Origin of the sequence: Streptococcus sanguinis (genome assembly GCF_020729765.1) — a bacterium.
Taxonomy (GTDB): Bacteria; Bacillota; Bacilli; order Lactobacillales; family Streptococcaceae; genus Streptococcus; species Streptococcus sanguinis_Q.
The window spans coordinates 55,332-80,937 of the sequence record NZ_JAJEPD010000070.1; the positions used below are offsets into that span (position 1 = coordinate 55,332).

A 25,606-nucleotide genomic window follows, 5' to 3' on the forward strand; every position below is an offset into this window, starting at 1 on the left:
TTGCCATTATACAACAAAACAACCCATCTGAATCAGACTGTCAGTGACGACACAAACAGAGCTAATTCAAATGGGTTATTGATTACATATTACTAAAAGTCATTATTTGCAGTTACACATGCAGCAAATCTGACACTTTTTCTTAGGAACCCCAAATAGAGTTTTCATCCATAAAACTGTTGGTGTTCTTGAGCAATTGCGTAAAGACAGCATACTTGAAGTCCTTGGTTGCGCGTTCATCTACACGAGACTTCTTCAGATCCTTGTCAACAGCTTCAGCAAAGCCAGCTTTCAACTCTTCATAAGTAGTATAGACTTTTCCATTGACAGTCACTGGCTTAATACCTGAGGTTTGTGCTTTATCCACAACTTTTCTGAAGTAAGCTTTCTTGAAGGCTTCCATGGTTTCAAATTCGCCCTCAGAAATTTGCTTGATGATAAAGTTATCGCTCAAACCAGTCACACCTTGCTCATTGGCTGTCTTACGGTGTTTATTGGAAGCATAGCTTACAAAGCCTTTTTCATAGCCATAGTAACCCCAGATTCTGAAGGTATTATGCTTGAACATCAAGGCACCTGGCGCTCCAGTATTGTTTTGACCGCCACCATAGATACCTGTCATAAAGTCAATCGCAATATAACTAGAGTCGTAGTCAGCAGGGTTATAAGTTCGATTGTCCACCGCACGGTTAGACAGAAAGCCTTGGTCAACCAAATCCTCTACAGACGAGACTGACATGGCTGCTTTTTCCTCTGCCGTCAACTCTCTCACAACATCGTATTGAGTCCGGGCATCTACAACCTTCGGTTCAATCTTCTTGAACCATTTAGCCGCAGCCGCATTTCCTTTAGCCACAACTGCTTGGCCTTCAAGGTAATCCAGCAGCATGAGAGTATCATTATAGCCCTTCATATAATGGTCGATGTCTGCTCGGTTCTTGAAAAGACTTGGCGAGCTATTGAAAATGAGACTGCCATCATTTGGACGATCAAAGGCCATATTGAGACCCAGAGCACCCCAGCCTGGCTGACCAGGAACTGGTGATTGGAGCAGACCTTGGGCATAACCTTCTGGTCCGATACCTTGTCGCCTGCCATGTCCGCCCAGATAAATATCTCTATCGTTGACGTGGGTGAGCTCGTGCGTGAAGACAGACACACCGTATTCCGTCAAGAGGTCAAAGGCCTCGAAGTTCACACGGATTGAACCAGCAGCATGGGCACCGTAGCCATTTGACTTGTACCAGCCACCAGCTCTTCCCCCAACTAGGTTGAAGAACTCGCGGGATGGAGCATAAGGATTGCCCTTATTATCATTTCCGTTGACATCAATCCAGCCACGTCCTTCCACATCAAAACCATCCCATACAGCCGTTACATTTTGCTTGACCATTCTGGACTTGATATCATCTGAGAGAAGCTTGTACCAAGTGTCTACGTGATTTCGATGCTGGGTCGCTACTTCCTTGATGCCCGCATTAAATCGTTCATCAGACCATGACCGGCGCTTGTCTCTGTTGACAAAGGCCATCGTGCTATAGTTTGACAGAATGGCTAAGCGCGTATTCTTCAAGGTTAGAAGCGGGAGGATATAGTTGCTGAAATATTCAGAGTTGAGGTTATCAAAGACGCGATACTTAGCAGACTTAATCTCCTCGACTTCGGACTGGCGTTCTTCAAACTGAATAAAGCCTCGTGTTGCATCCTTGAACCAAGAATCCATGTCTTCAAAGTCAGTCAGCAGGCGACGGTTGTAATCCAAGTAAGCGACCAAATCACTAGACTTGGACTCAGCCTTCAACTGACGCGCAAACATATTGACATTGTCTGCCCCTTTCAGTTGATTTTCTGTCGAACGACCAATCTTAATCAAGCGATCCAGCAATGACACTTTTTCACCATAGAAATCTGGTTTGAAGAGTACTAGCTCCTTGAGGTTATAGTCACCAAATTTGAGATCGTAATAACGGTTGAGGTAGGTCAGACCGAGCATGATAGCCGTCTTGTTCTCTTCGATTTTAGCTTTCAGAGCTTCATTGGCTGCTGGATTATCAGCATGGAATCTTGTCCATTCATTGGCCAGGAGCTTACCAAGCATATCCTGCAAGTTGGCTTTCACTTCAGCCAGAGATTCATCTAGGAAGAGACGCTTGACTTTGTTGACCTTGTCATTATCATTAGGCAGACCAACAGAACGATAGACTTCATCACTGTACAGTTCAAAGCTCTTCAAGCTCTCAGTCAGCTGAGTCAGCAAGTCTTTTTTGACTGCGGTTGAGTGATTTGGAGTATAGACCGTACCAAGCTCTACAATCTGATATTCCGGCAGAGCAGTCTGTTCAAATCGTGCTTGATTTTGAAGATTGAAGATGGTCTTGCTTCCGTCTGCAAAATGGACTAAGATCTTATCTGCATCCGTTCCGCCAGCAACAAACTGGTTGCCCTTCAGCGCTTGAACTGATAGAACTTTCTTAGTCAACAGATCGCCCGCCTTACCAGCGTCCACCAGCTTATTGGCCTCATGAATCAAGAACTCTTGATTGTAGAAAGGCATAAAGCGTTCTAGGTTTTGATAAAGCTGTTCATTTTCTGCCTTGTAACCTGGCTTATCTTGATAAGTACTTGTTCTCAGGATAGCAGCATTTAGCTTCTCAGTTGTCACTTCATTTGCGCTGGCTTGCTCAAGAGCCGTGATCTGATAGCTCTTAACTTTTTGCTCCGCTTCAGCTTCTGTCAAGCGACGGAACTTAGCATCTTTACCTGTCTTGGTTCCAGAGCTTTGTCCCTGAACGCCAAAGAGGTTTTGAAGTTTTTGCCCCATCCAAGCATCGGTAATCTCATTGTCTGAGCTAAAGAGCTCTTTACCGTTCACAACTGTGGCATAGCTGACAGTGTCATTGATGGTTCCATACGGCCAAATGGAAGCAGCGATACCAGCTGAATTTCTTGAGCCTGCATCCTCTAACTTACCTTTGGCAACTGATTGCATCAATCTGCCCCAATTACCCCAGCCTGAACCTGAATAGTCAGTGAAGTTTTGAGCGACCAGCATACCTGCATTTTGACCACTTTTGACCCAAATATCGGCTTCGACATAAGCGCGTTTCACCAAGGACATGGCGTTGGTGCCTGCGATACCGGCTGTAACAGAATTTCCACCCTTGGACTTAATACGACCCTTAAAGGAGACATTTTCAACTCGAGATTGGCCTTCTATATTATTAACCAGACCAGCAATATGGTCTCTTCCTTCCAAGTAGCCTTGGACATTGACGTTTTCGATTACTCCTTTATTCTTCAAGCGAGCAGCAATTGTGGCAATTGTATCGCCCGCTTGCGAATCTGGATAAACCATATTGACTCGCTTAAAGTCAATATCCTTGACCGTTCCGCCAGTAATCGTATCAAATAGAGGATGCGCCAAGTCTAAAATGGCATGGCGTTCGCCATTTTGACCACCAATCAGCTGACCTTTGAATTCACCTTGCAGATAAGACTTGCTGTTGGCTGGTTTGTCAATCAGCTTGGCACTGATACTGCGGCCCAAAATAAAGGTTCCAGAAGGATCTTCCTTGATGCCGTCCAAGAGGTCTTGGAAGTCATAGTAGACATTTCCTTCCCTCTTCTTAGCCTTTTCCAGATAGAAATCAAAGCTGTTTTGAAGACCAGTTGCGCTTCTTTGCAGCAAGTCTGGCAGCTGAGCCTGAATCTTGAAGACAGGTTGGTTATCAACGACCACTTCCTCGATAGAGGTAACCGGCAGGACAGTATCTTTGAACTGATCTGATGTAAAGTGCAGGTAATATTGATCCAGATTTGCTGGTTTTTCAGCCAGAGTAGGCATCAATTTTGTCTGACCGTTCTCAACCTTCATCAAGGAGACATTAGTAATGGACTTGAGTTCCACCTTCTTCAAATCAAGCTGGACTGTCTCTTGAGCTAGTTCCTGACTTTCAGAGCCATTTCCTAAATCATAGGACAAAGTCGTCTCAATCTTATAAGGAGTATAGTAGTCCAAACCACTGAAATTAGCAGTCAGCTGGCCTGCCACCAAGTTCTGCTCAGCTATCAACTGGCCATCTTTCTTCAGACGAACATGAGCACTAGTAAAGGCTTGATCCCTGTCCGTCAGCTGGTATTGGACCTGAACTAACTTCTGCAATTCATCCTTCTTAACCGCTGAAACAGTCAGAGTCGGCGCTGCTTTAAGGGCTAACAAGCCAGCTAAAGCCTGCTTGAGTTGGTTGACTCCCGCATCTACTTCATCTTGACTAGACGAAGTTTGATACACCGTCGCAGCCATATTCTTAATTGTTTGCAGCTGCTGATAGGATTGATTGGTGTAAACTGCTGGATCCACAGCCGCTGCTAAAGCTAGCTGCTTGCTCAATTCTTCTTTATTGATGCGAGCCTTGCTACCCTGAGTGACCACTGTATCAACTGCTTCATGCAAGATTCTTTCAGTTGTTTGCGGCTCCGATATGCGATTACCGTCCAAGACTTCATAGCTGGTTACAATTTCTTTTTGTCCTGGAGTTCCATCGACAGTGGTCTCCTCATCAAGATACTTGCTATCATCTGTCTTGTTGACAACTTGAGGTTCAATCGTTTCTAACTTAATGTCTGTATGTAGACTAGGCAATTCCGGTTGAACTGTTGATTCGCCGTTAACGCCGCCTGTGTATTCTGGGAGGGCTGGCTCGACCGGAGCTGGGTCATCAACTGTAGCCACTGGAGCATCATAGACTGGATTGTCTGCTTGAACTGTTGACTCACCATTAACGCCGCCGCTGTATTCTGGCAAAGCAGGCTCAACTGGAGCTGTGTCGCCAGCTGTACCGACTGGTTCCGTGTAGACTGGATTGTCCGCTTGAACTACTGACTCGCCATTAACGCCGCCCGTGTATTCTGGGAGCGCTGGCTCAACTGGGGTTGTATCTCCTGCTGTACCTACTGGAGCATCATAGACTGGATTCTCCGCTTGAACTAGCGATTCGCCATTAACGCCGCCCGTGTACTCTGGCAAAGCTGGCTCTTGTAAGCTTTCCCCTTTTGCCGTCTCTATAGTTGGATTGGATGGCTGAGGAGCTGGAAGCTTCCCTGACTGTCCTGAATCATTTGCAGCAGGGTTCAGCTGATACAGCAACCCTCCCTGAGCAGCTCGATCAATAGAATCAGAATCCTCTTTTGCAGCTTCTGACACTTCTGCTTGCGCTTGAGCCTCTTGACCAGCCGGCAGAGAGGTTGTCTTGGTCTCTGTCAAAGTACGCAAATCAGAAGTGGTAAAGTAACCGATATAGTTATAGCCTGCAATAGTCACATCCGCTTCAGAAACTGTTGACGAAACCGCAACTTGACGGTTATAGGAAAACAATTCCCGATTTTCTAGCGCAAACGCTTGAGGAGACTGTAACACAGTTTGTCCCAAGCTACCTAGCAAAAGCACTCCTAGTAACTTACCAGATTTCTTTCGTGAGAATACCAAGACAGCCAAAATAGCCGTTCCCGCAAATAAGCCGAGAAGCGGCTGACCGTTATTTCCTGTACTCGGCAAGACAGCTTGCCCATCTTGCTTCCGATAAATCAAGTAATAGTTTTCCCCTGTTTGCAGATTTTCAGGCAGACCTTTCTTAATCAGCCCTTTTTCCTGCTCTGTTAGCTCTTGCTCCTCAACATAAGTATAGTGAGCAGTCGCACCGCCTCCTACTTCATCTGCAGCAACAGTCGAGCTGGACAAAGAGCTCCCAAAAATCAGAGCTGCAATGGCAACCGAGCCCACACCGACAGACAATTTGCGAATCGAATATTTCTGAATTCGCTCCTGCACTTTTTCAAAACATTTCACTTTATAATTCCCCTTTTTCCTAAAATGTATAAAGCTAATCTCCCATTATCTCTCTAGCCAACTCCCCAGCAGGCTAAAAAGATACGTTTTATACATATAGTATTATCATATATCTTTTAGGAAATTTTTACAATAGATTTTACTCAAAAAAACAATTAATTTTTGTAAAAGCAAATAGAAAAAATCACATTAGTCTTTACGGCTAATTTCTTTTAATTAAAGGGCTGATCAGAGTGGCTCTCTTTCTTGACTGCATTTGCCAAATCTCCTTCTAGAAAACATAAAAAGAACAGCATTAGGCTGCTCCTTTTTATATAATTACAAATCTTCCAAGGCATCTTTCATTTTGTCGAAGAAGCCTTTTTTCTTAGGATTGACCGAGATATTGCCTGCTTCCGCAAATTCTTTGAGGGCAGCTTTTTGACGGTCGTTGAGGCCAGTCGGCGTCACAACATTGACTGTAACATACTGATCACCCATACTTCCACCACGCAGACTCGGTGCTCCCTTACCACGCAGGCGGAAACGCTTGCCAGTCTGTGTTCCTTCTGGGATATTCAGCTCGACATCCCCGTGAACAGTTGGAATATCCACACTGTCACCAAGAGCTGCTTGGACAAAGTTGAGATTGAGTTTGTAGTAAATGGTAGAGCCATCTCGCTCAAACTTATCACTCGGCTCAACTTGGACCACGACATAAAGATCACCATAAGGGCCGCCATTAAAGCCTGCCTCACCTTGACCAGACAGACGGACCTGCTGACCAGTTTCCACACCAGCAGGGATTTTGACCTTGACGCTGTGAGCCTGTTTTTCATGCCCCGTTCCATGACAGGTTTCACAAGGACTTTTGATTTCTTTTCCTCGACCGTGGCAGACATCACAGGTCACTTGCCGGCGCATCATGCCAAGCGGTGTCTGGGTATCAACATTGATGACACCTGAGCCATGACAGCGACCACAGGTAACAGGGCTAGTTCCTGGCTTGGCACCAGACCCAGCACAGGTATGACAGGTCGCTTCGCGGTTATACTTGATTTCCTTCTCAGCCCCGAAAATGGCTTCTTCAAAGCGGAGATTTACACGATACTGGAGATCGTCCCCTTGACGCGGAGCATTAGGATTACGCGAAGCACCGCCACCAAAGAAGCTTGAGAAGATGTCTTCGAAGCCGCCAAAGCCGGAACCATCAAAGCCACCGAAGCCTCCTGCACCGCCACCAAAGCCACCATTAGCTCCCGCTGCGCCGTATTGATCATAGGCTGCCCGCTTTTGCTCGTCGCTCAGCGTTTCATAAGCCTCTTGGACTTCTTTATATTTGTCCTCCGCCCCAGCTTCCTTATTAATGTCGGGGTGGTACTTTTTAGATAATTTCCGATAGGCTCTCTTAATCTCATCCTGAGAAGCATTCTTAGAGACACCTAGACGGTCATAATATTCTGTATTGTTCATGTAAGATACCAAGACCGTAAAATTCGACTGAAAAATAGGAAATCAGGCGACGGAGCAATGCTCCTAGGCTGATTTCTCTTTTTTCCGAGAATTTAGGTCGGGTTCAGTTCCTTTCTTTTATATTGAGTCAGAATTTTTGGAACCCGTGTTCAGTTGTGAACACCTATGTTCCTTTCTTTAAATTATAGAAAATATTGATTAGAGGGTATTTTCAAATTCATGCTTCATTTCAGCAAACTCTTCTTCTGATAGAGTGAATATCAAGTCCTCTTCCGAATACTGATTCCGTTCTTTAAAATAGTTGTCAGCATTATCTACCAAACCTAGACTAAGAAGCACTTTTCTTGCAAACGCTTGATGTGCAAAGCCAACAGCTGTAATGATGTTTTTATCTTGCAGAACAGCTTGAGCTTTGAAATTTCTCCTAGGAAGAAATTCAAAATAGTCAAAAAAGTTTTGCCAAATCCCACCAGTAAATTTAGTGTCCTTCAACAAACCTGCTTTCGCCAATAAAATGGGTGCTGAGGAAATAGCTGCAATAAAAATCTCTTGCTGSTTCAAACTTCTTAGGAAAGAAATCAATTTTTCATCCTGCAAAGCAGGGACAATATTTATCATTCCTGGCAAAATCACACAAGAATAGTCTTCGATAACTACTTCATCCAGTGTTCTAGCAGGTCGACAGGCTAATCCATCTTCCGATCTTATAACATTTCTATCTGAACCAACATAATCAACCTCARCACCAAAAGATAGAGCTAAAGTACTGGTCAGAGCAACTACTTCATAAAGTGAAAAATTAGGATAAATTAAACAGAGCACTTTCTTCATAAGCGTCACCCTCTAGTTTAGCGAAAAACAGAGGCTGGGTTGCAACCTCTGGATTTCCAATTTGTATTAATTAAGCCATTTAAAACTGAAACGAGAATCTCATTTTTTATGTTTTAATTTATACTTTCTTTCTACTTCATTATAGCTAGCAACTGCAATTGTAATAATATCTTCACTATTACAATCCTCAGCTTTCACTTGTCGTGTTATAGAATTATCGTCATCTCCCGAATTTTCATCTATACCTTCTAAAGATGTCGGCAATAATGTATCTCTATGAAATTTTACGATTGTTACTTTATTATCTTTGCTATAATGGATTTCTAAAAATTTATTACCAATAATATCATCTAAATAATATAGTGCTGTTTGTTCCCTATTATTCTTACGATATATTTCCAAACCGTTTTTTTCAAGGTTTGCAATTAATTCATCAACCTTCATGAAAGTCTCCTGACTTGTAGTTACTTCTCCGTAAACTCTCCGTCTACGACATCGTCGTCTGCTTTAGTTGAGCCCGCGTTTTCAGCTCCTTCTGCTCCTGCTTGGGCTTGTTGAGCTGCAGCAGCTTGCTCATAGAGTTTCACTGCCAGTGCTTGAGCTTTTTCGTTGAGAGCTTCCAATTTCGCTTTCATATCGTCCAAGTTATTATCTTCTTGCGCTTTCTTAAGGTCATCAAGGGCAGCTTGGGCAGCGTCACGCTCTGCGTCGAAGCCTTTGCCTTCAGTTTCCTTGATAGTCTTTTCAGTCGCAAAGATAGCTTGGTCAACTTCGTTACGAAGATCAACTTCTTCCTTACGTTTCTTATCTGCTTCAGCGTTCGCTTCTGCATCCTTCATCATGCGGTCGATTTCTTCGTCAGTCAAGCCGCTGTTAGATTGGATGACAATATGTTGTTCTTTTTGAGTTCCAAGGTCTTTAGCCTTAACTGATACGATACCGTTCTTGTCGATGTCAAATGTTACTTCGATTTGAGGGATTCCACGAGGAGCAGCTGGGATATCTGTCAATTGGAAGCGTCCCAGAGTCTTGTTATCCGCTGCCATTGGACGTTCACCTTGAAGAACATGGATATCAACGGCTGGTTGGTTGTCTGCTGCTGTAGAGAAGACTTGTGATTTAGAAGTTGGAATTGTTGTGTTACGGTCGATTAGCTTAGTGAAGACGCCACCCATTGTTTCGATACCAAGTGACAATGGTGTTACGTCAAGAAGGACAACATCCTTAACATCACCAGTGATAACACCACCTTGGATAGCAGCACCCATAGCAACTACTTCATCAGGGTTCACTGATTTGTTTGGCTCTTTACCAGTTTCAGCCTTAACAGCTTCTACAACAGCCGGGATACGAGTTGAACCACCAACCAAGATTACTTCATCGATTTCTGATAAGCTCAAGCCTGCATCAGAAAGAGCACGACGAACTGGTTCTTTAGTGCGCTCTACCAAGTCACGAGTCAAATCGTCGAATTTGGCACGAGTCAAAGTCATTTCCAAGTGGAGAGGTCCAGCGTCACCAGCTGTGATAAACGGCAAGCTGATTTGAGTAGAAGTTACACCTGAAAGGTCTTTCTTAGCCTTTTCAGCTGCATCTTTCAAACGTTGAAGCGCCATCTTATCATTTGACAAGTCGATGCCGTTCTCTTTCTTGAACTCAGCTACCATGTGGTCGATAATCTTTTGGTCAAAGTCGTCACCACCGAGTTTGTTGTCACCAGCAGTTGCCAATACATCAAAGACACCATCACCCAACTCAAGGATTGAAACGTCAAAGGTACCACCACCCAAGTCAAAGACCAAGATTTTTTCTTCTTTATCTTGTTTGTCAAGACCGTAAGCAAGGGCTGCTGCAGTTGGTTCGTTGACGATACGTTCTACTTCAAGACCTGCAATTTTACCAGCGTCTTTAGTCGCTTGACGTTGTGCATCGTTAAAGTAAGCTGGCACTGTGATAACCGCTTTGCTTACTTTTTCACCAAGGTATTCTTCTGCATAGCCTTTCAAGTATTGCAGAATCATAGCTGAGATTTCTTGCGGAGTGTATTCTTTGCCGTTAGCAGCTACTTTTTCAGATGTTCCCATTTTTGATTTGATGGAAATGATTGTATCTGGATTTGTTACTGCTTGACGTTTTGCCGCATCACCAACGATGATTTCGCCATTTTTGAATGACACTACAGATGGTGTTGTACGATTTCCTTCTGGGTTTGCAATGATTTTGCTTTCAGTTCCTTCAAGAACCGCAACTGCTGAGTTTGTTGTACCTAAGTCAATACCAATAATTTTAGACATGTTTTTACCTCTTTTTACTTTAATTTTATTTTCAATACTCTTTGGTTCGCTTCACTCGTTAGAAGCAAAGCTGAACGAATGTTTTCTTCCTTCATAGTTTATTGTCGTTTCGGACAAGTTTTCTATTATGTAAGTTATGACACGAGAAGTCGAAGTTATACGCAGTAGCTGATTGGCAGTTCACTTCGCAAATATTAGTGACTCGCCTAGTTGTAAACTACCACCATAGCCGGTCTAAGGATACGGTCATGAAGTTTGTAGCCTTTTTGGAAGACCTGCGCTATAGTGTCAGCTGGGTGCTCATCGTCAGCTGGAACGGTTTGAATGGCCATGTGATAGTTATGGTCAAAAGCTCCGTCAGCTGGAATTTCTTCGATACCCTCTTCTTTGAGAGCATGAATCAAGCTTTCCTGCACCATTTCCAGTCCTTTTTTGACATCATCTGTCAGACCTTCAACGGCAAGCGCGCGCTCCAGATTATCTATCGAAGGCAAAATAGCTTTTGCCAAATCCTGACTGCGGTATCTTTGCAGCTGCTGGCGTTCTTCATTCGCTCGTCGCTGGATGTTCTGCATTTCTGCATGAGCACGAAGATATTTGTTTTCGAAATCTTCTGCTCGCTCATTGGCTAATTCTAATTCTGATTTTTCAGGGCTACCTGATTCAGCTTGCTCAGCTGCTTCTACAGCTTCCTCTTTTACTTCTACATCTTCTGGATGTTCTTCTTGTTTATGCTTTGCCACAAGGCACCTCCTTTTTAGGAATATTTATACTATATTTAATGGACTTCATAGTGATTGCTGCTTAGATAGCGATAGAAGTCGGTTAGTTTCATGGTCAGTACGCGGTTGACGACATTCATCTGACTGACCAGCCGTTGGTAGTCAAGATTGACCGGACCGACAACTGCCAACACCCCAAATCCTCGATAAGGAATCAGGAATTTGCTGGAAATTAGTGTTAGATCAGCCAAACAGCTTTCTCTACTGTCTGCCACGCGCACGCTTTGCATCTGATCTTCGGCCAAACTATCGCGAATTTCAAAGGCTACTTTCTGCGGGTCATCAAAAAACTGATAAGCTGACAGATCTGAAAATTCCAAGAGCTGAACCTTGCCAGACAGAATTACATTTTCCTTGAAAATATCACCAAAGATATGCTCAAAGAGCTGGATGACATTGTCCGTCGTAGTGAAATAGCGTTGGATAATCTGCGGAATTTCCGTCCGAATCTTGTAATGGATGTCCAGCACTGTCTGACCCAAGAACCGCTCCCTTACCAGGCCTTTAAGCCTATCCAGGTCTTCTTTTAGGAAGTTGCGCGGAATCATAAACTGACTGGTGATAGTATTGGACTCATCCAGGGTGAAGACTGCCAGAGCCGTATGCTGACTGAGCACAACGATATCAAAAGCTGTCAAGCGCTGCCGACTGGGTTCTACATCCAGTGCAACAACCGTGAATCCACTGAGCTTGGTCAAAAGATCCGCTGCCTGTTGAAGAATGTCCTCCAAGTTGAAAAACTCATGGTCAAAGGCTTTGATAACCTCATAGAGTTCATTCTCAGCGAGACGATCAAAGGACAGAGAATGCTTGACAAAGTATTGAAAACCAGCCACACTAGGCTTACGGCCGCTAGACGTATGCGCCTTTTCCAGAAGCCCCTGCTTTTCCAAAGCCGCCATATCATTTCGGATAGTGGCACTGCTGGAATTGATGGAATCCTGCAGGGCTTTGGAGCCGACTGGCTCGTGAGTCTTGGTAAAGATATCAATAATCAAATTCAAAATCTCATTTTGACGCTCCGTGACCACGGCATCACCTCCAATCAAGATTCTGCTGTCGATTAGCACTCAACAACCTCGAGTGCTAACTCATGATTCTATTATACACTCTTCCACACCAAAGTCAAGACAAAAACTCAAAAAATTAGCACTCTTTTTACAAGAGTGCTAAAAATCAGTCTGGCGACCTAGATTAATCCTCCAGGATTTGCAAATGGCGCATCAAATAGAAAGAAATTCCTGCAAAAAGAAGCAACCAAACTAGCAGAGCCAAAAATTCTCCGCTCCATAAATGGAAATGAGACCAATCTTTCATATAACTACTAAAAAGGCCCATAAAGCTGTAACGCAGCACTTTAAATAACTCCTCGCTCATATTTGAAAACATAGGAATAAATGCCGCCAAGAGCATGGCTGGAACACTAAGAGATTGTGCCATGACCTGATTTTTACAAAACAGACCAACCATTAAAAAGAAAAAAATTAAGACCAGCATGGTCAACAAGAGAACCAAACTATAGCTGAACAGATGATTAGAAAGCTTAGCTCCCACCAAAAGTGGGGTAATGACGATATAAAAAATTCCAATAATCGCTGGCCAGATTAAAGCGGAGAGAATATATTGACCAGCTGTCACACCAGCCAAGCGCAAACTTTGCAAATTACGTTTTTCTCTTTCCTCAGCTAGGATGATGATGATAGGTGTTCCAACAGACATGGCTAGAGAGAAAGGCAGGGAGATCGTAAGCAACATAGTAGCTAGTTTATCCGCGCCAATTTCCTTACCAGCTCCATTCAGAGAAAAAATAAATTTATAGAGAAAAATGAGGAAAATCGGCATAAAAACCTGCAATAGAATACTTTTATTAGCTAGCGTCACTTGACCTCTCAGCCAAATCATACCTTTTAATTTATTAGACATTTAAGGTACCTCCTGTCAACGTGATGAAAACATCTTCCAAAGTTGGTTCGCAGGAATGAATACTGATAACATTGGACAAATCCAAACCACCTTGCAGTTCATCAAAGGTAACTGTCTTCGTCGTCAAATCTACATATTCTAAACGAACCTTCTTATCTGTATTATACTTTTGGATTATCTCATGCGGACTGCCTACTTCGACTAATTTTCCTTTACTTAGCAAGGCCAAGCGATCACACAAGAGGGTAGCTTCCTGCATGTCATGAGTCGTCAGAAAAATAGTTGTCCCCTGAGCTTTTAGTTCCAGCAGCAATTCGTGAATGGTGCGAGAGGTTGACGGATCCAAACCACTGGTTGGCTCATCCAAGAAGAGCAGTTTAGGTCGATTAATCAAGGCACGCACCAGTAACATGCGCTGCTTCATACCCGTAGATAGTTTTTCAGCCACCTTGTTGCGGCTATCATAAAGCCCCACTTTTCGGAGAAGTTCATCGACTTCTGTCATATTAACACCAAAGAGCATAGCATAGGCCTTGAGATTTTTATAAAGTGACATCTTTTCATAAAAGCCACTGCCATCGCTGACAATACCAATCTGCTCCAGGACTTCTACCTTAAAATCCTCAACCGGAGCAGACAGCACATGAGCTGTTCCAGCATCTGCAGACAACTGACCAGTCAAGATATTGATAGTCGTCGTTTTACCAGATCCAGACGGTCCTAGGAAGCCAAAAATTTCTCCCTCTTGGATGGAAAAATCGATTCCTGCCAAGGCTTCTTGTTCCTTGAATTTCTTTTTCAAGCCTTGCACTTCAATAATGGTCTTGTTCATTGTTTTCCTCGCTTTCATAACAGTATTTAACAAAACCGCAATCAATCTTTCAGTTCCTGCCTCATTTTCCAAAAACGCAAGGCAATATGGACCAGTTGACAGAACAGAATGATCAATATAAGACAGTCTATTGCTAAGATTGATTTGAATAATAGACTTGCTTTCAAACTTTTCTGGGAAATATCTAGAATGAGATAGGTAGTGACACACAAAACCATGATGGCTGGCAAAAATCGCCATACAAGCAAACGCTTGACCATCTCTAGCTTAGACCATGCGTCATTATAGATTTCAAGATCGCTGTCTGCATCAAGCTGAGAAACCGACTTGCGGAAATAAGAAAATTGATTAAAGTTTGTAATATGCTCCCAGCCACAATCCTCAAACAGTTGATAATAGGATTCTTGCTCCGCCTTCTTTATGGGGCGAAAATCTAATTGATAGGCCACGTCCTGAGGCGGACATGCTTCAAAAGTATAACGAACCGCAACAAGAAAGGGAGAATAACTTACTTTTTTCAATTTCCAGCCTTGGCTATGCATTTGTTTAAAATAAGCTGCTTCTCTGTCATAGTCTGCAATGGTAAAGATTTTATAGACAATTCTCTTTTCCATCAAACTTCCTCCTTACTATTGCGGTAAAGGCGCTCAATCCGCTGGATTTCCAACTCTAAAATCTGCTTCCCAAGCTCCGTGATAGAATAGAGTTTTCTCTTTTCTTCCTCGCGAACAAAGGCAATCAGACCATCTTTTTCCATCTTTGCCAAGGTCCCGTACATGGTTCCTGGGCTAATAGATAGCTTTCCTTCTGTCAGCTCCTTGACTTTTTGAGTAATACTGTAGCCATGCCTCTCTTTCTGAAGACAGAAGAGGATATAAAAACCTGTCTCTGTCATTGGCACATAGACTCTCCTAAGTTTTTCTGTCAATCCACTCATCTTTTTATCTCACTTTCACCTCGATATATCGAACCTTGATATAAAGATTATATCGCAGTCCGATATAGTTGTCAAGGATTTATAAATATTTTTTACAGAAAGTGGTTCGTTTTTGTATCTCTATGTTTGTTGCTAAAGCTGCTTTAATCAGAAGCTAAAAGGATTAGAAATCTAAATCAGCATAAAAAAAGCCAGGAGAACCTGACTTACTTGTTTATTTTCCTGCTGCCTTAAGCAGGGCGATGTATTCTTCCAGAACCAGATTATGCTTCTGCATATACTGGGCATTCTCCACACCGACATAGCGGTAATGCCAGTTCTCAAAGTCAACTCCGGTAATGTCGCTCTTGCCATCTGGATAGCGAAGGACAAAGCCATACTGCGGAGCTAGTTGGGCAATTTTGGCTGCCAATTCATCCTCCTGGCCTTCTGGAGCACTCATATCAATAGCCAAGCCCGTTTGATGCTCACTGGCTCCTGGAAGTTGAACCTGCTTCAGCACGATGCTGACTGCTTCTTCATTTGACAAACCTTTGGCGACTTCCCCAGCAACTTTTTCGTTATAGAGTTCCTCCTGCTCAGCTCGGCTGCGATAGCCAGAGATTAGAGTTTCTTCAGGAGCTATCGCCTGGGCTGCTGCTAGGAATTGCCGAGTATTTTCAGCAATGCGGCTGTCGACCTGGACCTCTCCGATCTGAGTCAGATTAGGTGTTTTTTCTTCTTGCTGGTTGTCACGATTGACCAATATCAAATTCCAGTCAGTAGAAGAAACCTTGGGCAAATCAGACTGCGAGCTCTCTGAGCCAGAAGAGCCTTTCGTAGCAGAACTACTAGACGAACCCGAAAACTGAATCTTTGCAAGCAGATCTTGTAACAAGGACGGACGGAAATAAATTGCCGTTCCTCCAGCTGCTAGACACAAGACGATTAACAACAAAAGTATCAACCCAATCTTCTTAGACTTCGATTTTCTCTTTTCTTTGCGATGTTTAGCGCGCTTCAACTTCTTCCTCCATTACTTTGGCACCGGCCTCTCGATAAGACATGTCTCCGACGCAAGCTACTGTGAATTTACCGTCTTCATAGTCTACAACCGTCACACTGCCATTGTCCAAACCATGAGGCCGAGTTCGATTGATTAGATAGACAAAGGTTCCGATGGTCATGCCGTGGCTGACTACAAGAGCATTGCCGCCGCCAGCAGCTTCCAGCTCCTCAGCTACGGCTGAAAAACCTTCCCAGATTCGGCCGCTGAGCTTTTCCCAGTTTTCCGCCCAGCCCGCTGTATCGACTTCTACAAGTCCTTCTGCCAGCTCAGCATAGCTGAGCTGATGAACGTGCTCAATATTGAAAACCCGGGGCATCACACCCATAAAGAGTTCCCCATCATAACCACCATCAAAACTGCCAAAGCACCATTCGCGAATCCGTTTGTCAAAGGTATAAGGAATCTGACCAGTCAGACCCAGCTCCTCTAGAATAATGCCCATGGTCTGAATAGTCCGGCCGCTGTCACTAGAACGGGCCAATTTGAAATCAAGCTCAGCTTCTCTCAGGCCAATGCCCAACTCATGAATGCCACGTTCCCCGACTTCAGTCAAAGGGGTATCAGACCAGCCTTGAGCCCGGCCGATAGTATTAAACATGGTTTTGCCATGACGAACCAAGTATAATCTTGTTTTTGCCATTTCATTTCCTCCGTTATTCTTTTCATATTATACCATTTTATGAAGAAATTGGCGCCATCTGGCTTTCAAAGCAAAAAGCAGGAGTCTCAAAACTCCTGCTCATTCTTGATTTTCTCGGTCCAATATGGCTGCGCCGACCTGACGGTAAGACACATCACCCAGCGCTTGAATGCTGAAGCGACCATTTTCATACTCCAGCACTGTGACACTGCCATTATCGACATTAGGATTTTTCTTGATATTTTCATCAACCAGATAAGCCAAAGTACCAATGGTCATGCTGTGACTGACAACCAGAGCATTGCCACCGCCTGAGGACTCCACCTCTCTAGCAATGGCTTCAAATCCTTCTAAAATTCGACCACTAAGCTTGTCCCAAGGCTCAGCCCAACCAGCCGTATCCACTTCTACCAGGCCATTCGCCAAATCGGGCCAACTGAGTTCTTTGTAATTATCCGTCTTAAGAACTCGTGGGATAACGCCATGAAAGAGCTCACCGCCATAAGCACCATCAAAACTGCCGAAACACCACTCCCGGATGCGCTTGTCATAGCGATAGGGAATCTGGCCAGTCAGGCCCAGCTCCTCTAGGATAATCCCCATGGTCTGAATGGTCCGGCCACTATCACTGGAAAAAGCCTTGACAAAAGGCAAACCCGACTCTCGCAATCCGATGCCTAGCTCACGAATACCTCGCTCGCCTTCGGCAGTCAGCGGGGTATCAGACCAGCCCTGAGCCCGGCCAATAGTATTGAACATGGTCTTGCCATGACGGATAACATAGAGTCTTGTTTTTGACATACTTCACCTCTTTTATTTTTGTTTGTTATAGTAAATTTTGAAAAAGGCCTTTGGCTTCTTTTAGATAGAGAAGAGGAGAAACTCGCTTCCTCATCATGATAGACAGCGGCTCACCGTGGAGTCAGCATCTAATCAACTATAGAGACTTAATATGAACTTTGACGGCACTGACACATCCAAGAACAATGAACGGATAATGGAGCCAATAATTAAGACCAAACTGTCCGGATAAAGCAGCTTTATTAATAGCGATAACGGCTTGCAAAATATTGCCTTCCCCTTGGTAAAAAGAATTAGCATAACCGATTTGAACAGCTAAAAAGCTCATCGTTAAAGTAAAAAAGAAACTTGCCACAATTCCTAAAACAGAAATCCCTTTGACAAACTTTTCATAGCAAGCAATGCTAAATAGCAGTGTAAAAGCTGATATGAAGCCCATAGCCAAGGATGCACCTGTCAGGAAGAAGACAAGGCATGCACCAAGCAAGCTAGTCAAGAAAGCCCCGACAACCCCCAGAAAATAATGTATTTTCTGCGGACTTTGATGAGGAAGGGAGCGCTTTGTCACCTTATCCTGTGAGATGGAAATCATCCGCTCATAGCTAGATGGCGTGAGAAAGAGCCAGTCTCCTTTGAACTGATACAAGTCTACATCTCCGGTTTCACCGGTTTTCTCACAGGCGCTAACCAGCCCTTGCTCCTCAAAGTAGCGGGTGCAGTCTTCGATAGCCTCCTCCAAAATATCCGGCAGCAAGTCTCGGTCTTGATCAGCCAAAATCTGACAGGCTAGGCTATAGCCAGCTCTCTCAAAATCAATCAAGACCTCGGAATCGTTGATCAGAGCTTCCAAGGTATCTCGACCAATATAACCCTGCTCACATCTGACTGAAAAGAAAATCGCAAATTCGTCGCCATCTGTTATGGTCTCTAGATAAAAAGCATAATCCCTTCTACGGCCATATATAATGCCACTCTCCTTATCGAAATCCAAACCTAAATCAAGGGCCAGCTCAGCTAGCTCTCTTTTATTCATAACCTAAACAATCTCCTTATAATCCTCTATCTTTCAAGCATCCAGCTAGATTCAATCCCGCAAACTCCTAATCGGAAACTGAATAGCTGTCCTTTATGATGCTTTCTTAAAAGCTGTTTCAAATCTAGCTTTTTAGTTTTTAAAGCTGTGAATAGGCGCTGGAATTTGACCGCCCCGCGCGATAAAGGCAGCTGACGAAGCTTGATTGACCTTCATGACCGGAGCTGTTCCCAAGAGCCCGCCAAATTCAATCATATCACCTTCCTTGCCCTTTGGAATAATCCGCACAGCTGTCGTCTTTTGGTTAATAACGCCAATCGCTGCTTCATCCGCGATCATGGCCGCGATGGTTTCAGCCGGTGTCGCTTCTGGAATGGCAATCATATCCAAACCTACCGAGCAGATAGCTGTCATAGCTTCTAACTTTTCTAGATTGAGCGAGCCATTTTGGACAGCCGCAATCATGCCCTCGTCTTCCGACACAGGAATGAAAGCACCAGATAGACCACCCACTTGATTGCAGGCCATGACACCACCTTTTTTGACTTGGTCATTGAGTAGGGCAAGGGCTGCTGTCGTGCCATGAGTGCCGACTGTTTCCAAACCCATTTCTTCCAAGACACGGGCTACCGAGTCCCCGACTGCCGGCGTTGGAGCCAGACTCAAGTCAACAATCCCGAACTTGACGCCCAGACGCTCGCTGGCCATCTGACCGACCAACTGGCCGATACGGGTGATTTTGAAGGCCGTTTTCTTGACCGTTTCCGCGACCACGTCAAAGCTCTCACCACGTACCTTTTCCAAGGCTCGCTTGACAACACCTGGCCCAGAAACACCAACATTGATGACCACATCTGCTTCACCAACACCATGGAAGGCGCCTGCCATGAAAGGATTGTCCTCTACCGCATTGGCAAAGACGACTAGCTTGGCCGCACCCATGTCAGAAAGCTGGGCCGTTTCCTTGATAATCCGCCCCATATCCGCAACTGCCGTCATATTGATACCGGTCTTAGTCGAGCCGATATTGACAGAGGAGCAGACCTTGTCCGTCTCAGCCAAAGCACGTGGAATAGAATTAATAAGAATTTCATCGCCTTTTTGATAGCCCTTTTGGACCAAAGCTGAGAAGCCACCGATAAAGTCAACACCGATCTCTTTAGCCGCCTTATCTAAAGCCTTGGCTAAGGGTAGATAATCCGTCGCATCTGTCGCTGCCCCAATCAGAGAAATCGGAGTCACTGAGACCCGCTTATTGACGATGGGAATTCCCAGCTCAGCAGAAATTTCATCCCCAACTGCCACTAGGTCTTTGGCTTTAGTCGTGATTTTTTGGTAAATCTTCTCCGCCGCCCGATCAATATCTGTGTCGATACAGTCCAAGAGTGAAATGCCCATGGTGATGGTCCGAATATCAAAATTCTGCTCCTCAATCATGGCAATGGTTTCTGTTACTTGTCTAATATCCATCCTTCACTCCTTAGATATTGTACATGGCATCAAAAATGGCTGCGCTTTGAATATTGATTTTAACGTTGAGCTCTTGGCCGAAAGCTTCAAACTCATTGCGAAGGTCCGTAAAATCTTGCTTTTCATCGCTTGAGACCAAGGCCATCATGGTAAAATATTCCTCCAAAACGGTTTGGGAAATATCGTCAATATTCAGCCCCAACTCCGCAATCTTAGTGGAAACTCCGGCTACAATCCCTGTTTTATCTTTTCCGATAACGGTAATAATTGCTTTCATGCTTGGCTCCAATCATTTTTAGTTTGTCTCATTGTAGCATAAATTCGAGGATTTTGTATACTATTTCAGAAAATAAAGGCAGAAGGTTCGGATATTGCAAATAGCACTTGAAACAAGGAAAATTCTCCTACGCTCAGCAATTCATCTGAGAGACCATTTTGGGCAACTTTGTATGTTTTTTCTATTTTCATTTGAAAGCGCTTTCTATATTTGTTATACTAAATATAGAATATTTTACACAAAGGAGATTTCCTAATGAACGATTCATACAAGAAGCGTCTCTATACTCAGGCTTTGAGTTTATCAGCCGCTGTATTGATGGCTGTCTTAGCTCAGGGCAAGGCCGCAGCTGACCAGCAGAATAGCACCGACTCACAGCCAGCCACCAATCAGGTAGAGGCTGTAACTCCTGCGACAGAAGCTGCTCCAAATCAGACAGGAGAAAAAGAACAGACTCCTGCTCCTGCAGCGGACAATCCAGCTGTCTCTGCAGCAGCTCAAACAAGAGCAGTTGCTTCTGAGGAAGCCAAGACCCAGCTGGCCGACAGTACCGTTTATATGTCCGAGCCTGCAGAGTTCAAGGAAACCGTCCAAGGACAGGCTTCTCAGGCGGGCAAACTGACCTGGACTCTGGACAATAAACCAATAGCCGACTGGAAAACCTGGAATATGGACAGCGGCACCTTTACCGGCCAACCCTTTGTCACAATTGAGGAAAAGGCTGACGGGAACGATCTTCATCTGAATCTGCAGTTTCAAAAGCTTTTCGGAGACGATCTCAGCCTGCGCTCTCCCCATAATATTCGCCGGACCTATCGAAACTTCATTGACAACCATGAACTGGTCGGTACGAGCCAGGACCTGAGCCTGACTATTCGCAAAAATATCGTCTTGCGCCCTTATGAAGACTTCCACAGCCATGAGGAGATGCTGGCATCCATCGAAAAGAGCAGACAGGATGCCAAGACTGATCGCTTGGTACAGATTGAGAATATCGGAAAGAGTGCTCAGGGCCGCGATATCAAGCTGGGTATCATCAGTTCTGACCAAAAGAGCATTGACGACTACCTCAGCACAACTAATCCACAGGCCTTGACCAAACCAGCAGAAATGCTGGCAGCTCTCAAAAATGGCAACCTAGACTATAAACTGCCTGTGCTCATTAACAACACTCACGCCGATGAACAGCCTGCTATTGATATTATCACAGGTCTCTTTAAGACCTTTGCCACCAAAGACCAAGTCAGCTTCAAAACAACCGCTGCCGATGGTTCTGAAAAACTTGTCACTCTCAAAATCCAAGATCTACTGAAGAAGTTTATCTTCCTCTTTGACTTTACGGAAAACCCTGACGGCGATGTCCTCAACACTCGGGCTCTGGCCAATGGACTTGACCCTAACCGTGATACTGGCTACCAAGCCAATCCTGAAACCCGTACCGTTGCTGGATTGATTAACAAATGGAATCCAATCGCCCTCTATGATATCCACGGATTTGTCAAGGAATTCCTGATTGAGCCGGCAACCCCGCCTCACGATCCTAACTTTGAATATGACCTTTTAGCTGACCTCATGCTGGACAATGCCCATCATATGGGACGGGCCGGCGTTGCCAACTCTGGCTACGACAAATACATCATTCCAAAACTGGACTGGGGAGACGGATGGGACGATTCCTTCTCCGGCTACACAGCGGTTTATTCTATGTACCATGGGATCCTGGGACATACCATCGAAATTCCGGAGGGCAATCAAGAGTCCTACAAGGCTGGATATTATGCAGTTTTAGGAGGCCTTGACTATCTGTCTCAGAACCCCGACAGGCTCATGGAGATGCGTCTCAACTTCTACCTGCGCGGTATCGATAAAGTCGAAGATCCTAAGGCAGAAAATGAACTCGTCGGGCCAGATGGTCAGGTCGTAGGCCGGATTAAAAAAGGCCAGGAAAAATTCTTCCCAGACTACTATGTCATCCCAATGGGAGTAGACAAGGACAACGATACCCAAGAAGCCTTTAATATGATTGACTATTTCAAGCGCAACGGTGTCCTGGTCAAAGAACTCAAGGAAGACAGCGGCAACTATAAAAAAGGCGATTTGGTTGTCGATATGGCGCAGGCTAAGCGTGGCTATGCCAACCATGTCCTCTACAAAGGCTCAAATGAATCCAAGTGGGCTGCCATGTATGCGGAATTGGTCGTCAATTTCCCTGATATGAAAGGCTTCAAAGCCCAGCCAGTTTTTGGTGATAAGCTCTTTGAAGGCAAGCTAGGCGACGTGACAGCCCTCCGTGCTGCTCGGACCAGTCAGGTTGATCATAAAGCGCCTTATTACGTCATTGCCAATACGTCTGAGAGCGCGGTCAAGGCTGTCAATCAAGCTCTTGCTGAAGGTAAGAAAGTCTACCTGACAGATGACGGCTACATCGTTGATACACCGACCTTTACTAGCCTTTTAGATCGTTATGCTATTTACGGTGATGCCCTCTATAAGATTCCACAGGGGCCGACTCTGAAACCTCTCAAGGTCTACGCACCGCCACATCAGTTTTACTGGGCAGGTGTGGACTCACCCGCTCACACTGCTTTGGCTCTGAAAAATATGGGCTTTGAAATCGTTGACAGCCCAGAAGAAGCGGACGTCATCGTCCTTGAAAGCAACGACTATGACAAGTCTCTTGTCGGACTTAAGCCAACCATCGTCGTCGGAGGCTCTGCTATGCAGCACTTGGAAAAACTAGGAATCCTAGATGGATTTGACGCTGAGCGCTTCAAGAACGGCAGTGACTATGAAGGACTGATGAAGGCCGTTATACAAGACCAAGACCCGCTGACCAGCGGCTACAAGAAGGATGGACTCTTTTACTCCAACTCTGGTAACTGGATTGCTAAGATTCCTGCCAACTTTAGGACTCTTGCCAGCATTGCTGGCAGCGACTTCTATATCGCTGGCTGGTGGCCTGGCAATGAGCAGCTAGCCAACAAAGTCGTAGCCATTGCTGGTACCTATAACGAGAAGCCTCTCTTTGTCTACGCCGGCAATCCGACTAACCGCCTTCACCCTGTTCATTTCTACCGCTGGATTTCCAATGCTATCTTTGGCAGCCAGTTGGCCGAGCTGACTGACCTCCCAAGTCCTGCGACACCTGATCCAACCTATCAAGCTCCAAGTCAGACTGTCCTTGACTGGAAGCCTGCCACTGTCAATCCGCCGGCTCAAACGGTAGTCCTGACCTACAAGAGTCAGACCCTTCCGCAGACCGGCAGCCAAGAAAAACCTGCCAGCTTCGCTCTAGCTGGACTTCTGGTTGCAGGAGCAGCTGGACTCTTCCTCTTAAAGAAAAAGGAAGACTAATACTTAAAAATACACCTCCCAATTGATGCGGGAGGTGTATTTTTAGTTATAAGCTCTGCTATTTTTCCACATAGGTATGAAGAGGATAGGTTGGATAGGCCAAGTCACGCGCCAACTCTGAAGTTACATAACCTGCCGGTGCATCTAACACAGAAGGGATTCGATTGACGATAGTGGCACAGGTCAAGGCTACGGTATCAGGCTTGCTGACTGAGAAGACTAGATTTGGCTCACCAGTAATTTCCCAATCACACATATCCCCGTCATTTTCACGATAGACCTTACCGATACATTCTACTTCCAACTCGATTCCTTGATGGGTATGAATGGTCGTCACAGCTGACATACCCGTTACTTGCCCCGCCGGGACTGTGCGTCCCAGCGTTTCAGAATAAACATCTTCATCCAAAATGTAAGGCACGCTCTTTTGCGAAATATCCTGAATGGTCCAGTTCATCTTAGAGCAGATAGCTTCAGCAGCATTCCACATATAGGACGGCAGACTCTCAGCACTGGCAATTTCCTTTTCAAACCGGTCTGGAGCGTAACCAGCACCATGCGCTTCTGCTAAAGCCAGACCATAATCTTCCACATTATAGCTGACAATCCCTTTCACCTTTTGAATGCGATTAAGGCCAGACATAGCCAAGCAAGGCATATTAATCCAGTAAATATCCTGCATGCCGGAGCCCATGATAGTGACACCATATTTTTTAGCCAGCTTGTCCAAGCGGTTTGTTTCAGACGGCGAGGTCGTCCAAGGATAAATGGCTTCCTCGCAGGTCGTGATGATATTCACCCCATGCTTGATAGCTGTTTCAAAAAAGTCATACATTTCCGGCATATAGGAAGCAATAGTAACAATGGCAATATCTGCGTCACACTCTCCAAAGACACGTTCAGCATTATCAGAAATCAGGACACCAGTCTTATAGCCTAGCTCTGCAAAATCGCCAACATCCTGACCTACTACAGCAGGATTGTTATCAATAGCTCCGACAATTTCTACACCGTGATCCAGCAGATACTTGAAAATCACTTTAGACATCTTGCCGCAGCCATATTGGACAGCACGAATTTTTGTATTTCTCATGGCAAACCCTCCATTAATTGTTATTATTTTCACAATTATAGTATAATATCTCTAGCAACTAGAGAGTCAATAGAGGGTTTTAAAAAATGAAAAAAATTTTGCGTATCGGAGAATTTTCCCAAATAAATCAGATTTCCATCCAAACTCTACGATTCTATGACCAAATCGGTCTTTTAAAACCCTATAAAGTCGATCCAGAAACCAACTATCGCTACTACCACATCAATCAATCTTCTCTGGTTGACTCCATTCAGTACCTGCGTCAACTAAATTTTTCTCTTGAAGACATCAAAGAAATCCTATCTGACAAAGACCATTTTCAACTGCACCAGCTTATCGAGGAGCGCTATCAGCGCCTTCTAGAGGAAAAAGTGAATTTAGAAAAACAAATCCAAGAAATCGAAATCTTTCGGTCTGGTGCCCGTATCTATGGCGAAAAACAGAGCGAGCAAGAACTGGAAATCCTAACTTTCCCTGAACGGCAGCTGCTTACTTTTGAAATTAATCAAAATATTTATCAAATGAAAAGCGAGGAATACGAACTTGCTCTCCGCTGCTTCAAGCAAGAAATCCTGCGTTACAGTCCTTTTTTCACTCATTTCAGCCGTGTTGGCTCCATTATGAAACAAGAAGATTTCCAAAAAGAAAGATGGATTTCCAAACAACTCTGTCTCTTCCATCATACTCCCAATGAACTCCCTCACTTAAATCGAATATTGCTGCCGGCAGGAAATTATGCAGTTACTTACTGCTCTTCCTTTGCAGATGAACTTAAAGCTCTGCCGCATTTTTACCAAGCTCTGACCCAAGCTGGATATACTCCTGTGGGCGATTATATCTGCGAGGTGATTCATGAACAGCCACAACTCCAGGAGCAGCACCGCGATATGTTCATCCGAATGCAAGTTCAGATAGAGGATTAAAAAAGGAGGAAAGAGGATGTAGCGGAATTTCTTGCCAGATACTGGAGCAAGCTCAGCCAAAAACGAATCAC

At 44.6% G+C, this 25,606-nt stretch carries 20 protein-coding genes; 2 read left to right on the forward strand and 18 right to left on the reverse strand.

Going from position 1 to position 25,606, the window contains the following annotated elements:
- Positions 1–142 precede the first annotated feature (142 nt).
- From K4H96_RS10070 to K4H96_RS10150, 17 genes are all read right to left on the reverse strand, one after another.
- A complete protein-coding gene (locus K4H96_RS10070; protein ID WP_223337623.1) occupies positions 143–5,845 on the reverse strand; it encodes a ZmpA/ZmpB/ZmpC family metallo-endopeptidase in 5,703 nt (1,900 codons plus the stop codon).
- Between the two features lie 318 nt (positions 5,846–6,163).
- Positions 6,164–7,297: a molecular chaperone DnaJ gene (gene dnaJ, locus K4H96_RS10075; RefSeq protein WP_002893708.1), complete on the reverse strand. Its 1,134-nt coding sequence runs from the start codon at positions 7,295–7,297 to the stop codon at positions 6,164–6,166.
- A 198-nt stretch (positions 7,298–7,495) separates the two neighbouring features.
- Positions 7,496–8,128 (reverse strand): DJ-1/PfpI family protein, encoded by a 633-nt coding sequence (locus tag K4H96_RS10080; RefSeq protein WP_227956490.1) that lies wholly within the window; start codon positions 8,126–8,128, stop codon positions 7,496–7,498.
- Positions 8,129–8,227: 99 nt separating this feature from the next.
- Positions 8,228–8,572: a hypothetical protein gene (locus K4H96_RS10085; RefSeq protein ID WP_002911724.1), complete on the reverse strand. Its 345-nt coding sequence runs from the start codon at positions 8,570–8,572 to the stop codon at positions 8,228–8,230.
- Between the two features lie 20 nt (positions 8,573–8,592).
- Entirely contained in the window at positions 8,593–10,422 is a 1,830-nt protein-coding gene (dnaK, locus tag K4H96_RS10090; RefSeq protein WP_223314983.1) for a molecular chaperone DnaK, read from the reverse strand.
- A 206-nt stretch (positions 10,423–10,628) separates the two neighbouring features.
- Positions 10,629–11,165, reverse strand: coding sequence for a nucleotide exchange factor GrpE (gene grpE / locus K4H96_RS10095; protein WP_125439222.1), 537 nt, complete (start codon positions 11,163–11,165; stop codon positions 10,629–10,631).
- Positions 11,166–11,200: 35 nt separating this feature from the next.
- Positions 11,201–12,235 carry a heat-inducible transcriptional repressor HrcA gene (gene hrcA, locus K4H96_RS10100; protein WP_223337625.1) on the reverse strand — a complete coding sequence of 345 codons (1,035 nt, stop codon included), beginning with the start codon at positions 12,233–12,235 and terminating at the stop codon, positions 11,201–11,203.
- Positions 12,236–12,398: 163 nt separating this feature from the next.
- The gene (locus tag K4H96_RS10105) at positions 12,399–13,127 is read right to left on the reverse strand and encodes an ABC transporter permease (RefSeq protein WP_048774034.1); all 729 of its coding nucleotides are present in this window, start codon (positions 13,125–13,127) and stop codon (positions 12,399–12,401) included.
- Positions 13,120–13,977 carry an ABC transporter ATP-binding protein gene (locus K4H96_RS10110; protein ID WP_185761346.1) on the reverse strand — a complete coding sequence of 286 codons (858 nt, stop codon included), beginning with the start codon at positions 13,975–13,977 and terminating at the stop codon, positions 13,120–13,122. Before K4H96_RS10110 ends, K4H96_RS10105 begins: the two co-directional genes overlap by 8 nt.
- Before the next feature lie 23 nt (positions 13,978–14,000).
- Positions 14,001–14,573, reverse strand: a complete 573-nt coding sequence (locus K4H96_RS10115) for a DUF2812 domain-containing protein (RefSeq protein WP_004184226.1) — start codon at positions 14,571–14,573, stop codon at positions 14,001–14,003.
- Complete coding sequence (locus K4H96_RS10120; RefSeq protein ID WP_004184227.1) at positions 14,573–14,896, reverse strand: PadR family transcriptional regulator; 324 nt, start codon at positions 14,894–14,896, stop codon at positions 14,573–14,575. Before K4H96_RS10120 ends, K4H96_RS10115 begins: the two co-directional genes overlap by 1 nt.
- A gap of 214 nt (positions 14,897–15,110) precedes the next feature.
- The gene (locus K4H96_RS10125) at positions 15,111–15,899 is read right to left on the reverse strand and encodes a M15 family metallopeptidase (protein WP_223337626.1); all 789 of its coding nucleotides are present in this window, start codon (positions 15,897–15,899) and stop codon (positions 15,111–15,113) included.
- The gene (locus K4H96_RS10130; RefSeq protein WP_223337627.1) at positions 15,886–16,584 is read right to left on the reverse strand and encodes a histidine phosphatase family protein; all 699 of its coding nucleotides are present in this window, start codon (positions 16,582–16,584) and stop codon (positions 15,886–15,888) included. Before K4H96_RS10130 ends, K4H96_RS10125 begins: the two co-directional genes overlap by 14 nt.
- A 99-nt stretch (positions 16,585–16,683) precedes the next feature.
- Entirely contained in the window at positions 16,684–17,385 is a 702-nt protein-coding gene (locus K4H96_RS10135; RefSeq protein WP_223337628.1) for a histidine phosphatase family protein, read from the reverse strand.
- A 136-nt stretch (positions 17,386–17,521) separates the two neighbouring features.
- On the reverse strand, positions 17,522–18,418 hold the full coding sequence (locus tag K4H96_RS10140) for a hypothetical protein (RefSeq protein ID WP_223337629.1): 897 nt from the start codon (positions 18,416–18,418) through the stop codon (positions 17,522–17,524).
- A gap of 132 nt (positions 18,419–18,550) precedes the next feature.
- On the reverse strand, positions 18,551–19,888 hold the full coding sequence (locus K4H96_RS10145; RefSeq protein ID WP_223337630.1) for a PFL family protein: 1,338 nt from the start codon (positions 19,886–19,888) through the stop codon (positions 18,551–18,553).
- 10 nt (positions 19,889–19,898) lie between these two features.
- Positions 19,899–20,165 (reverse strand): ACT domain-containing protein, encoded by a 267-nt coding sequence (locus tag K4H96_RS10150; RefSeq protein ID WP_223337631.1) that lies wholly within the window; start codon positions 20,163–20,165, stop codon positions 19,899–19,901.
- A gap of 255 nt (positions 20,166–20,420) precedes the next feature.
- Between K4H96_RS10150 and K4H96_RS10155 the strand changes: the two genes are divergently transcribed.
- Entirely contained in the window at positions 20,421–23,519 is a 3,099-nt protein-coding gene (locus tag K4H96_RS10155; RefSeq protein WP_223337632.1) for an LPXTG-anchored zinc carboxypeptidase, read from the forward strand.
- 58 nt (positions 23,520–23,577) lie between these two features.
- On the opposite strand, the gene K4H96_RS10160 is transcribed toward K4H96_RS10155, so the two are convergent.
- Positions 23,578–24,612, reverse strand: coding sequence for an NAD(P)H-dependent amine dehydrogenase family protein (locus K4H96_RS10160; RefSeq protein WP_223337633.1), 1,035 nt, complete (start codon positions 24,610–24,612; stop codon positions 23,578–23,580).
- A gap of 86 nt (positions 24,613–24,698) precedes the next feature.
- On the opposite strand from K4H96_RS10160, the gene K4H96_RS10165 reads away from it, so the two are divergent.
- Positions 24,699–25,535 carry a MerR family transcriptional regulator gene (locus K4H96_RS10165; protein ID WP_223337634.1) on the forward strand — a complete coding sequence of 279 codons (837 nt, stop codon included), beginning with the start codon at positions 24,699–24,701 and terminating at the stop codon, positions 25,533–25,535.
- The last annotated feature ends 71 nt before the right edge of the window (positions 25,536–25,606 follow it).

What these genes read in the sequence shown, in the direction of transcription:
- K4H96_RS10110 (WP_185761346.1), bottom strand. Translation starts at nt 13,977, where the DNA reads ATGAAAGCGAGGAAAACAATGAACAAGACCATTATTGAAGTGCAAGGC.
- K4H96_RS10135 (WP_223337628.1), bottom strand. Translation starts at nt 17,385, where the DNA reads ATGTCAAAAACAAGACTCTATGTTATCCGTCATGGCAAGACCATGTTC.
- K4H96_RS10160 (WP_223337633.1), bottom strand. Translation starts at nt 24,612, where the DNA reads ATGAGAAATACAAAAATTCGTGCTGTCCAATATGGCTGCGGCAAGATG.
- K4H96_RS10115 (WP_004184226.1), bottom strand. Translation starts at nt 14,573, where the DNA reads ATGGAAAAGAGAATTGTCTATAAAATCTTTACCATTGCAGACTATGAC.
- K4H96_RS10130 (WP_223337627.1), bottom strand. Translation starts at nt 16,584, where the DNA reads ATGGCAAAAACAAGATTATACTTGGTTCGTCATGGCAAAACCATGTTT.
- K4H96_RS10150 (WP_223337631.1), bottom strand. Translation starts at nt 20,165, where the DNA reads ATGAAAGCAATTATTACCGTTATCGGAAAAGATAAAACAGGGATTGTA.
- K4H96_RS10105 (WP_048774034.1), bottom strand. Translation starts at nt 13,127, where the DNA reads ATGTCTAATAAATTAAAAGGTATGATTTGGCTGAGAGGTCAAGTGACG.
- K4H96_RS10140 (WP_223337629.1), bottom strand. Translation starts at nt 18,418, where the DNA reads ATGAATAAAAGAGAGCTAGCTGAGCTGGCCCTTGATTTAGGTTTGGAT.
- K4H96_RS10165 (WP_223337634.1), top strand. Translation starts at nt 24,699, where the DNA reads ATGAAAAAAATTTTGCGTATCGGAGAATTTTCCCAAATAAATCAGATT.
- dnaK (WP_223314983.1), bottom strand. Translation starts at nt 10,422, where the DNA reads ATGTCTAAAATTATTGGTATTGACTTAGGTACAACAAACTCAGCAGTT.
- dnaJ (WP_002893708.1), bottom strand. Translation starts at nt 7,297, where the DNA reads ATGAACAATACAGAATATTATGACCGTCTAGGTGTCTCTAAGAATGCT.
- K4H96_RS10145 (WP_223337630.1), bottom strand. Translation starts at nt 19,888, where the DNA reads ATGGATATTAGACAAGTAACAGAAACCATTGCCATGATTGAGGAGCAG.
- K4H96_RS10085 (WP_002911724.1), bottom strand. Translation starts at nt 8,572, where the DNA reads ATGAAGGTTGATGAATTAATTGCAAACCTTGAAAAAAACGGTTTGGAA.
- K4H96_RS10120 (WP_004184227.1), bottom strand. Translation starts at nt 14,896, where the DNA reads ATGAGTGGATTGACAGAAAAACTTAGGAGAGTCTATGTGCCAATGACA.
- K4H96_RS10155 (WP_223337632.1), top strand. Translation starts at nt 20,421, where the DNA reads ATGAACGATTCATACAAGAAGCGTCTCTATACTCAGGCTTTGAGTTTA.